Origin of the sequence: Pseudomonas sp. SWRI81, assembly GCF_014268545.1 — a bacterium.
GTDB lineage: Bacteria > Pseudomonadota > Gammaproteobacteria > Pseudomonadales > Pseudomonadaceae > Aquipseudomonas > Aquipseudomonas hamedanensis.
Genome location: NZ_JABWQS010000009.1, coordinates 23,464 through 33,873, shown reverse-complemented (window position 1 = coordinate 33,873; position 10,410 = coordinate 23,464). Strand labels below are relative to the sequence as shown.

Genomic DNA, 10,410 nt, shown 5'->3' with positions numbered 1-10,410 from the left:
CCTGCTCGCGAAAGCGGTTTGTCAGTCATCATTTTCGTAGCAGATGCGCCACCATCGCAAGCAGGCTCACTCCTACAGGGAATTCGGGCTGTAGCCTCAATCTGCGCGATACCGCCGAGCCATGGACGGCTAGTCATTTCACTGGCGTCAAAAAAATCTGTCATCAATGATGGCACTTTGTCATAATGCCGCGCCTTTCTGCTCCCGCCGCTGCCGCGTCGGGACACCGCCGTTTTTAAAAAGGAATACTCAGTGAGAATGATCTCTCGGATGTTGGTCTCAGGCGTGGCGATTGCCGTGCTCGGCACGCTGGCTGGCACACTCGCCGGTTGCGCCACCGAAAGCTCCCGTGCGTTGCCGGTGGCCAAGGTTGAAAGCGCCACGCAGGTCTGGACCGGCGTTCGCGTGCCGATGGCCGTGGGCAAGTTTGATAACCGCTCCAGCTACATGCGCGGGATCTTTTCCGATGGCGTCGACCGTCTCGGCGGTCAGGCCAAGACCATTCTGATCACCCACTTGCAGCAGACCAACCGGTTCTCGGTGCTGGATCGCGACAACATGGGCGAAATCCAGCAGGAAGCGGCGATCAAAGGCCAGGCCCAGCGTCTCAAAGGTGCTGATTACGTGGTCACCGGTGACGTCACCGAATTCGGCCGCAAAGAAACGGGCGACCACCAGTTGTTCGGCATTCTCGGCCGCGGCAAGACCCAGGTCGCGTACGCCAAGGTCAACCTGAACATCGTCAACATCAGTACGTCGGAAGTGGTCTATTCGACTCAGGGCGCCGGCGAGTACGCCTTGTCCAACCGCGAAATCATCGGCTTCGGCGGCACCGCTGCCTACGACTCCACCCTCAACGGCAAAGTCCTCGATCTGGCCATGCGCGAGGCGATCAATCGCCTGGTCGATGGCATGAACGCCGGTGCCTGGAAACCGGGCAACTGATCGTCGCCCACTGCAAGGAGCAACACCCATGAATCTGACTCTGTCGCGCGCGCTGCTGGCGCTGACGCTGGCCGCCAGCACGTTGCTGGCCGGTTGTGCCGCCCCGAAAACCCTGTACCAGTGGGAAGGCTACGAACCGCAGGTCTACGAATACTTCAAAGGCGAAGAGCCGAAAGAAGCCCAGGCCGAAGCACTGGAGCGCGACCTGCAAAAAATCCGCTCCACTGGCAAAGCCGTACCGCCGGGCTACCATGCGCACCTGGGCCTGCTCTATCTGAGCCTCGGCAAGGACGATCAGATGGTGCAGCAGTTCAACACCGAAAAGGCGCTGTTCCCCGAGTCCGGCACGTACATGGATTTCCTGCTTAAAAACGCCAAGAGCGGAGACGTCAAATGATCTCGCGTACTTTGAAAATGCTCGTTGCCGGTCTCGCACTGACCGTGCTGGGTGGCTGTGTCGCGCCCAAGACCGTGGATTATTCAGCGTACAAGCAGGCGCGACCGAAGACCATTCTGGTGCTGCCACCGCTGAACACCTCGCCGGACGTGAAAGCGTCGTACAGTCTGCTGTCGCAAGTGACCTTTCCACTGGCCGAGGCCGGCTATTACGTGCTGCCGATCACCCTGGTGGACGAGACGTTCCGCCAGAACGGCTTGACCACCCCGGACGATATCCATCAGGCCCCGCCGGCCAAGCTGAAGGAAATCTTCGGCGCTGACGCGGCGCTGTACATCACCGTGACCGAATACGGTACGCGCTATATGGTGATCAGCAGCGAAACCGCAGTGACCGCAACGGCGAAACTGGTCGACCTGAAGAGCGGCACCACGCTGTGGACCGGCGCGGCGCGGGCGTCGAGTGAAGAGGGCGGCAACAACGGTGGCGGCGGCCTGATCGGCATGCTGATCACGGCGGCGGTGAAGCAGGTCATCAACAGCGCCACCGATGCCGGTTATCCGATTGCCGGCGTGGCGAGCAATCGCCTGCTGTCGGCCGGGCATCCGGCGGGCTTGCTGTATGGGCCGCGCTCGCCGAAGTACGGCACTGACTGAGTTATCGATTACCCCTGAAAACCCTGTAGGAGTGAGCCTGCTCGCGATAGCGGTGTGTCAGATACATTGAAGTGACTGACACACCGCTATCGCGAGCAGGCTCACTCCTACAAGGGGAATGCGTTTTCTGTTGGTTTACTTGGCGGCCGGCCAAAACCGCTCGCCGCCCCCCGGCGCTTCCGTCCACGCTTGCAACGAGCGGGTCGGCAAATCGAAGTAGTCGCGGGTTCGCGCATAGCCGTGGCCACCCATGCGTCCGATTGCATCCAGCGCCAATTGATCGATGTACAGCGTTCTCGGGTCGATCAACTCATCGCGCACATGCGCCATCAGCACTTCACCAAAAATGATTTCCCGCGACTGACCGATATTCAGCGCCATCATCCGTCGGCATTCCAGGGCCACCGGGGCCTCGCCGATGCGCGGGCATTTGACGGTGGTGCCGCCGACGGCGGTCAGGCCCGCAGCCGTCAATTCATCGAAACCCGGCGCGAACGGTACCGCGCAGACGTTCATCGCTTCCACCAGGGCATCGCTGACGATATTCACGGTGAACTCCTGATTCAGCTGGATATTGCGCGTGGTGTCCTTGGGGCTCTGGTCGCCATAGTTCTCGACGCCCAGCGCCAGGATCGGCGGATCGGCTGACAACGCATTGAAGAAACTGAAGGGCGCGGCATTGACCCGACCCTCGCCATCTATGGTGGTTACCAGCGCGATCGGGCGAGGCACGACGCTGCCGATCAGGATCTTGTATTTTTCCCGCGGGCTGAGTTGGCTGAAATCGAAACTGTGCATGGCAGGTCTCTCTAGGAAAGTGGGTCGATGGCGCTCAATGGCGCGGCGGCGCTGTAGTCGTCGGCGAAGGGAATGGCCGGCTGGAACAAGGTCTTCCAGTCCGGTCGGGCAAACGCGCGATCGCTGTGGCTGCGCATCAGTTTTTCGTATTGGCGTTGGGCCTGGCGTTGCAGGGCGGGGTAGTCGACGCCGTTGACCTGAGCGTCGTGCATCACACAACGGCCGTCGATGTAACTGGCGATGCAATCGTCGCCACGCCCGGCCAGCAGGAGGTTTTTCAGCGGATCGAACAACGGCCCCAGATGCAGGCCGCGCAGGCTGAACACGGTGATGTCGGCCTTGGCGCCACAGGCCAGACGTCCGAGATCGTCACGCCCCAGCGCCCGCGCCCCGCCGAGGGTGGCGGCGTTGTACAGGTCGAGGCTGCGGGTCAACGCCGTGCCGCCTTCCATCAGTCGGGCGATGTTCAAGCCGTGGCGCATGTTTTCCAGCAGATCCGCCGGCCAGGTGTCGGTGCCGAGGGCAAAGTTGACGCCCTGGGCGAGGTAGCGGCCGAATGAGTTCAATGCCTCGCCGTCACGGGCGAACACCAGCGGGCAGTGAACCAGGCTCGCGCCGCCATCGATCAGGCGGCGCAGGTCGTCATCGCCTGCGGTGTAGAGGCCGTGGGGCAGGACGCTGCGCGGAGTCAGCAGGTCCAGTTGTTGTAACCAGCCCAACGGTGAAGTGCCGCGCAGTTGCTCAACCATTGCCACTTCGCTGAGCGCCTGACAGCAATGCAGGCGCACCGGTGCGTCCAGTTCGCGGCTCAGTGCCGAGGTGCGTTGCAGCAGCGTTGGCGTACATGTCTGAATGCGATCGGGCAGCAGCGCACCGCGAATCAAACCGCCGTGGCTACCATCGAAATCCTTGAAAAACCGTTCCGCCGCAGCCAGGCCGGCCAACCCTCGCGGCTCATCCCAGTGATGGGCGAGGCTGCCGTCGGCGCGCCAGTAGCTCATGCCGCTCATGTAACACGGGCCAAGATAAGTGCGCAGACCCAGTTCTGCCGCGACGCCCGCGACCGCTGCAAACTCGTCGTAGGTTTCCGCCCACTCGCGGTAGTACATCGACGTGATCGGCATGGCGGTGGTGATGCCATTACGGATCAACTGAGTGAAGGCGTAGCGGTATTTGAAAACTTCTTCTTCGGCGCTGTAAGTCTCGCGCGGGCCGGCCGCCAGATACTCCGCCGACCCCATGCGGCCCATGGCGCGCTCGTCGCCGTTATCGAGGGTCAACACCGTGGAATCGAGATCGCCGAGGGCGTCCAGGTCGATGAAGCCAGGGCCGATCAACGCGTTGCCGTAGTCGATCCATTGATCCACCGGGCCTGAATAACCGCGACCGACAAATTCGATGCGCGACCCTTCAAACACCACCTCGCCGTCACGCCACAGCACATGCTGCGTGCCGTCGAAACCGACCACGCAACTGGCCTTCAAGCCGATCCGTTTCACAAGCGGCTGCTCAGCAAGCGACCGCCGCTGGCAATCAATTCGCCGCCGCGATAGACCTCACGCAACGGGCGCGCCACCACGGCCTCGCCAAGGGTTTCCACGGGCATCAACAAAAAGTCTGCAGGGCGCCCGAGGCCCACGCCGTAGCCGTCGATACCCAGCGCCCGAGCGCCGTTGACCGTGGCCGCGTCAAACACCGCCGCCAGCTCATCGTCCTTGCCCAGGTCGAAACGAAACGCCAGCAGCATCGCCCGCTCGAGCATGTCGCCATTGCCCATCGGCGACCACGCATCGCGGATGCCGTCCGAGCCAAGGCACAGGTTGACGCCGGCTTCACGCAGGGCCAGAAACGGCGGCACTGCGCAGTCGGCCGGCGCCGAACTCATCAGCGAAATGCCCAGCGCGGCCAAACGCTCGGCCACCGGTTTGACCTGGCTCCACGGCAACATGCCAAGGCAATAGGCGTGGCTGATCATGACGCGATTGTGCAAAGCGAAACGCTCGGTGTAGTCGGCGATGAGCGCGATCTGCCACAGCCCCAGTTCACCTTTGTCATGCAGATGAATGTCCACGCCTCGGCCAAATTCCGCCGCCAGTTCGAAGACGAAATCCAGCTGGGCAATCGGGTCGTTATCGATCCCGCACGGGTCGAGGCCACCGACGTTTTCCACCCCCAGCGCCATGGCTTCGCGCATCAGTTCGGCGGTACCGGGGCGGCTGATCAGCCCGGTTTGCGGGAACACCACCAGTTGCAGGTCAATCAGGTCCCGATAGCGTTCGCGCAATTGCTGCATGGCCTGGACGTGGCGCAGGCCGAACTCCGGGTCGATGTCGACGTGGCAGCGCATCGTCAGCGAGCCTCGGGCGATGCAGTTTTCCAGCAGCGCGCCGGCGCGTTCGCTGATAGGCGCCTGGACCTCACGCAAGACGCGGCGCTCGTTGCTGATGTAATCCTTGAGCGTCGGCACGGCGCTGTTTGGGCGCCAGGGTTGGCCGTAGAGGGTTTTGTCGAGGTGGACGTGACTTTCCACCAGGGCGGCGGTGAGCAATTGGTTACGACCGTCGATGTCGCTGGCGGCCACGGGCGTGCCGCAGGCCGGGCGGCGCTGGGTGAACAGGCCGTTTTCGATCAGCAGATCTTCGGCGGGAGCGCCGTAGGGGCGCACGTTGCGGAGCCAGTGTGGCTGGGTCATACAAACCTCATTCAGGTTTTATTTTCGTGTTGGCTGTGCGGGCCTCTTCGCGAGCAGGCTCACTCCCACAGGGGAATGCACTCCAATGTAGGAGCGAGCCTGCTCGCGAAAGCCGCGCCTCGGCTTCAAGTCAGGCGATCAACCCTTGAGCTTGGACCAGATCCGGTCCTGCAGCTCGCGGGCCTTGTTGCTGCATTCTTTCTCGGGTCGCAGGCGCGAAGCGTATTCCTCGGGCATGTTGATCGCGTCCATGACTTTCCACTTCGGATCGAGCAAGGCGTCGCTCTGAATCCCGTTGGCGTAGGCGATCGCATTGGACACGGCTGCGGCGTTCTCGGGCTTCATCATCCAGTTGATGAAGATTTTCGCGTTGCCCGGGTGTGGCGCGCTTTTCGGCACGGCGAAGTTGTCCTGGAACATCGCCAGGCCTTCGCGGGGATAGACGTACTTGATCGTGCTCTTTTGCAAGGTGGCGCGGGCGGTCGAGCCGTTCCAGTTCTGCATCATGATCACCTCGCCCGAGGCCATACGGTCGACGGTGTTGTCGGAGCTGTACATCTTCAAAAACGGTTTTTGCTTTTGCAGCAGTTCAAGGATGCGTTTGGCGTCCTGCGGGTTTTCGCTGCATTCGTCGACATTGAGGTAATGGCTGGCGGCGTTGATCACGCTGCTCGACGTATCCAGCGCGGCGAGCTGGCCTTGCAGTTCCTTGCGCGGTTCGAAGAATTCTTTCCACGAATCATCCAGCTTGCCGCCCGGCACCCGCGCGCTGTCGTAGGAAAACCCGGTGGTGCCCCACAGATAGGGCGCGGAAAACTGGCGGCCCGGGTCGAAGACAGGGTCACGGAACGGCGCTTTGACGTACTGGAAGTTGCTCAGGCCCGGCGCGTCGATGGGCAGCAGCAGGTCCTGCTTGATCAGCGTTTGCATGATCGACTGCGAGGGCACGATCACGTCATACGCCGCGCCACCGGCCTGCAACTTGGCGAGCAGGGTTTCGTTGCTGTCATAGCCGTCCATCGTCACCTTGATGCCGGTTTCCTTTTCGAATTTGCTCAGCAGTTCGACCGGGTAGTAGTCGGTCCAGTTGTAGAAAAACAGTTCTTTCGGTTCGGCGGCGTGGGCGCTGAACGCGGTGAAACAACTCAGGGCCAGACCGGACATTGCCAGACGCATGCGTTTGCTTTTCATGAACAGAGCGCTCCAGGTTTATTGTTGTTTACCGCGTTGGCCCAGCCAGAAGGCCAGCACCACCAGGACAATCGAGATCACCAGCATCAGTGTCGAGATCGCATTGATCTCCGGGGTGACGCCGGCCTTGATCGCCGAGAAGATGTACACCGGCAACGTGGTCGATCCGGGGCCGGCGACGAAGAAGGTCATGATGAAATCGTCGAGACTGACCACGAACGCCAGCACCGCACCGGACAGCACCGCCGGCCACAGCAGCGGCAGGGTCACGCGGCGGAACACCTGCCACGGATTGGCGTAGAGGTCGTTCGCCGCTTCCAGCAGGCTCTTGTCCAGATCGTTGAGGCGCGCACGGATCGGCAGGTAAGCGAAAGGAATGCAGAAGCCGATGTGCGCGACGATCACCGTCAGCAAACCGAGCTTGATCCCCAGCGCCATGAACAGCAGCAACGTCGCCACTGCGGTGACGATTTCCGGCAGGATCAGCGGCAGGTTGATCCCGCCCTCGACCATTTTCTGTCCGTAGAACGGCCGGTAGGTTGCCAGCGCCGCCAGCAGGGCAATGGCCGTGGCGCACACCGTGGCGATCGTCGCGACGATGATCGAATTCAGCGCCGCGGTTTGAATCGACGGGTTGGCCAGGATCCGTCCGTACCAGGCGAACGAAAATTCGCTCCACACCGTTGCCGAACGGTTGGCGTTGAAGCTGTAGACGATCAGCACCAGGATCGGCAGGTACAGATAGGCGAGGACCAGCAGGCTGATTTCGCGGGTCGCCGGCAGTTTTTTCAGGTGCAGAGAGATCATGGCCGGGCTCCACGGTTAAGGGTTTTTGCCGCACGGCGGCTGTAGAGCGCGTAGAGCACCAGCGACACCAGCAGAATCGCCAACAGCAGGAACGACAGCGAACTGCCCAGCGGCCAGTTGCGCGCGGTACCGAACTGTTGCTGGATCAGGTTGCCGATCATCAGGGTCTTGCCGCCGCCGAGAATCGCCGGCGTGATAAAGGCACCGAGGCTCGGCACGAACACCAGCAGCGCGCCGGCAATCACGCCGGGCATCGACAGCGGCAAAATGATCCGCCGCAGCGCGTGCCAGCGGTTGGCGCCGAGGTCATACGCGGCTTCCACCAGACGCCAGTCGAGTTTTTCCAGGGTCGAATAGATCGGCAGGATCATGAACGGCAAAAAGCTGTAAACCAGACCGACACTCACCGCGAAGTCGTTGTAGAGCAGGGTGATGCCGCCGGCACTGGGGAACAGCGCGTTGAGGCTTTGGGCGACCCAGCCGTGTTCGCGCAGGATGATCAGCCACGCGTAGTTGCGGATCAGCAGGTTGGTCCAGAACGGGATGGTGATGAGCAGCACCATCAGGTTGCGCCGGCGCGGGGTCAGACTCGACATCCACAACGCCACCGGGAACCCGAACAGAAAGCACAACAGCGTGGTGCCGCCGGCCTGCAGCACCGAGCGCAACAGGGCTTGGGCGTAGACCCAGTTCAACTCCAGTTCGCCGTCGAAACCTTCCTGGAAAAACAGCTGCACATAGCTGTGCAGTTGCCATTCGGCCTGCCAGTCGACGCCGCCGTAAGTGTTGCGCGGCAGCAAGCTGATGTAGCCCATGATGCCCAACGGAATGGCGATCAGGGCAAGCAGGGTCAACACCACCGGGCTGAGTAACAGCGCGCGGTTGAGCGCGGGGGACGTGCTGCTGACGCTCATCTCAGGCCTCCATCAACAGGCAGGCGTGCGGCGGCAGGTGCACGGCGACGCCTTCGCCGACGGCACGGCCACGGCTCAGGCCTTCGTTGTTTTCGCGCAGCATGACTTTGATGTCGTTGTTCAGGCGGCACTGGTACAGCGTGGCAGTGCCGACATACAGCACCGCCTCGATCACCCCGCGCAGGTGATGCGGTTCACTGGCCTCGACCAGCCGCGAGCGCTCCGGACGGAACGCCAGTTGCACGTTGCTGCCAGCGAAGCCTTGCGGCTGGCAAGGGATCTCGACGGGCAGGCCGTTGGGCACAAACAGTTTTTCGTTGTGCGCGCCGTGCTTGAGCTGGCCGGGAATGAAGTTGATATCGCCGATGAACTGCGCGACAAAGCGGTGTTGCGGGTGCTCGTAGATCTCGGTCGGCGTGCCGATCTGGAGGATTCTGCCGGCGGACATCACCGCGATCCGATCCGACAGGGTCAGCGCTTCTTCCTGATCGTGAGTGACGAAAATAAAGGTGATGCCGGCTTCTTTCTGCACGCGCTTGAGTTCGACCTGCATTTCCTTGCGCAACTTCAGGTCCAGCGCCGACAGCGGTTCATCAAGCAGCAGGACTTTTGGTTTCGGCGCCAAGGCCCGGGCCAGCGCCACGCGTTGCTGTTGACCGCCGGACAGTTGCGCCGGTTTACGCGCCGCCAGCGCTTGCATTTGCACCAGCGCGAGCATCTCGTCGACACGATCGGGGATCGACTTGCGATCAAGACCCTGCATCTCCAGGCCGAAGGCGATATTCTGCGCAACACTCATGTGCGGAAACAGCGCGTAGCTCTGGAACACCGTGTTGACCCGGCGCTTGAACGGTGGCAGATGATTGACCGCTTCGCCCGCCAGGCGAATCTCGCCTTCACTGACGTGTTCGAAACCGGCAATGGTGCGCAGCAGGGTGGTCTTGCCGCAGCCGGAAGGGCCGAGCAGGGTGAAAAATTCGTTATCGGCGATGTTTACCGAAACGTTGTCGAGGGCCGGTGCGAGGCCGGGATCATCGGAGTACCGTTTTGAAACATTGCGCACTTCAATTGCTTTTGGTTGACCCATAATGGTGCAATCCTCTAATTATTGTATGCAATATCTGAATGCAATTTAGAAATACCCGGATTAATCTGCGTGTGCAACCCCCTTTTTCCATAGCCAGGCATCGCCAGGGGCTGGTTGCCCGACGCTAAAGGAGTGTTGCAATGACCGAGAAGAAGCTGGAAACCACGGTCGACCGCGTCTACCAAGGGGTTTACGAGGCGATCAGCAAGCGTTCGTTGCGCCCGGGGATGAAACTGGGCGAGGCCTCGCTGGCCGAATTATTTAATGTCAGCCGCACGTCAGTGCGAGCGGCCTTGAAGCAATTGGAGGCCGACGGACTGGTCACCACCGAGCCCAATAAGGGTGCGTCGGTGTCGCTGCCGAGCAACGAAGAGATCCGGTCGCTGTTCGAAACCCGGCGCCTGATCGAGATCGGCATCGTTACCGAGCTGTGCCGACGCAAGGACAGTGCAGCCATGCAGGACCTGCGCGAGCACCTGTTGCTCGAAGACGAGGCGCATGCCGCTGGCGATCACGAGCGACTGATTCACCTGCTCGGCGAGTTCCACATCAAACTCGCCCGCAGCCTGAACAATCCGGTGTTGCTCGACTGGTTCCAGAAGCTGATTTCCCGTGCGTCGCTGTACGCCGCCGCACTGGACGACGACAGTCACGAAGTCTGTCGTGACGACGAGCATTTGCGCCTGATCGAATACATCGAGGCCGGCAATCAGAGCGCTGCCATCGAGCTGACCTGCATGCACCTGAACGGCATCGAGAAGGCCATTCTTGACGTCGCCGCCAAAATGAAAACCGGCTACCACCCCCTGAAACACCTGATTGGGGTCTAGTCGTCGCGCGCAGTTGAAATCAGCTATACCTCGTATGAAACCAATACGAATGCAGACGCTCGAAACAGACGGGCGTCGCGTCGTGCCGGCGTC

The 10,410-nt window shown here is 61.4% G+C and carries 11 protein-coding genes; 4 read left to right on the top strand and 7 right to left on the bottom strand.

Going from position 1 to position 10,410, the window contains the following annotated elements:
- The first annotated feature begins 258 nt into the window (after positions 1-258).
- The 3 genes from HU765_RS08225 to HU765_RS08215 are packed head-to-tail and all read left to right on the top strand — an operon-like array spanning position 259 to position 1,998.
- Positions 259-945: a CsgG/HfaB family protein gene (locus tag HU765_RS08225; RefSeq protein ID WP_186546704.1), complete on the top strand. Its 687-nt coding sequence runs from the start codon at positions 259-261 to the stop codon at positions 943-945.
- A 28-nt stretch (positions 946-973) separates the two neighbouring features.
- Positions 974-1,342, top strand: coding sequence for a DUF4810 domain-containing protein (locus tag HU765_RS08220; RefSeq protein WP_186546632.1), 369 nt, complete (start codon positions 974-976; stop codon positions 1,340-1,342).
- Positions 1,339-1,998, top strand: a complete 660-nt coding sequence (locus tag HU765_RS08215) for a DUF799 domain-containing protein (RefSeq protein ID WP_186619689.1) — start codon at positions 1,339-1,341, stop codon at positions 1,996-1,998. Before HU765_RS08220 ends, HU765_RS08215 begins: the two co-directional genes overlap by 4 nt.
- Before the next feature lie 135 nt (positions 1,999-2,133).
- Here the strand turns inward: HU765_RS08215 and HU765_RS08210 are convergent, their stop codons facing one another.
- The 7 genes from HU765_RS08210 to HU765_RS08180 all read right to left on the bottom strand — a co-directional run bounded on the left by HU765_RS08210 (position 2,134) and on the right by HU765_RS08180 (position 9,487).
- Positions 2,134-2,796 (bottom strand): flavin reductase family protein, encoded by a 663-nt coding sequence (locus HU765_RS08210; protein ID WP_186619688.1) that lies wholly within the window; start codon positions 2,794-2,796, stop codon positions 2,134-2,136.
- 11 nt (positions 2,797-2,807) lie between these two features.
- Positions 2,808-4,295 (bottom strand): amidohydrolase family protein, encoded by a 1,488-nt coding sequence (locus HU765_RS08205; protein WP_186546627.1) that lies wholly within the window; start codon positions 4,293-4,295, stop codon positions 2,808-2,810.
- On the bottom strand, positions 4,292-5,488 hold the full coding sequence (locus tag HU765_RS08200) for an amidohydrolase family protein (RefSeq protein WP_186619687.1): 1,197 nt from the start codon (positions 5,486-5,488) through the stop codon (positions 4,292-4,294). Before HU765_RS08200 ends, HU765_RS08205 begins: the two co-directional genes overlap by 4 nt.
- A gap of 138 nt (positions 5,489-5,626) precedes the next feature.
- Positions 5,627-6,679 (bottom strand): extracellular solute-binding protein, encoded by a 1,053-nt coding sequence (locus tag HU765_RS08195; protein ID WP_186546624.1) that lies wholly within the window; start codon positions 6,677-6,679, stop codon positions 5,627-5,629.
- An 18-nt stretch (positions 6,680-6,697) separates the two neighbouring features.
- Entirely contained in the window at positions 6,698-7,486 is a 789-nt protein-coding gene (locus HU765_RS08190; RefSeq protein ID WP_186546622.1) for an ABC transporter permease, read from the bottom strand.
- Positions 7,483-8,400 (bottom strand): ABC transporter permease, encoded by a 918-nt coding sequence (locus HU765_RS08185; protein WP_186619686.1) that lies wholly within the window; start codon positions 8,398-8,400, stop codon positions 7,483-7,485. Before HU765_RS08185 ends, HU765_RS08190 begins: the two co-directional genes overlap by 4 nt.
- Before the next feature lies 1 nt (position 8,401).
- Positions 8,402-9,487: an ABC transporter ATP-binding protein gene (locus tag HU765_RS08180; protein ID WP_186619685.1), complete on the bottom strand. Its 1,086-nt coding sequence runs from the start codon at positions 9,485-9,487 to the stop codon at positions 8,402-8,404.
- Positions 9,488-9,627: 140 nt separating this feature from the next.
- On the opposite strand from HU765_RS08180, the gene HU765_RS08175 reads away from it, so the two are divergent.
- Positions 9,628-10,317: a GntR family transcriptional regulator gene (locus tag HU765_RS08175; protein ID WP_008085895.1), complete on the top strand. Its 690-nt coding sequence runs from the start codon at positions 9,628-9,630 to the stop codon at positions 10,315-10,317.
- Positions 10,318-10,410: the final 93 nt, after the last annotated feature.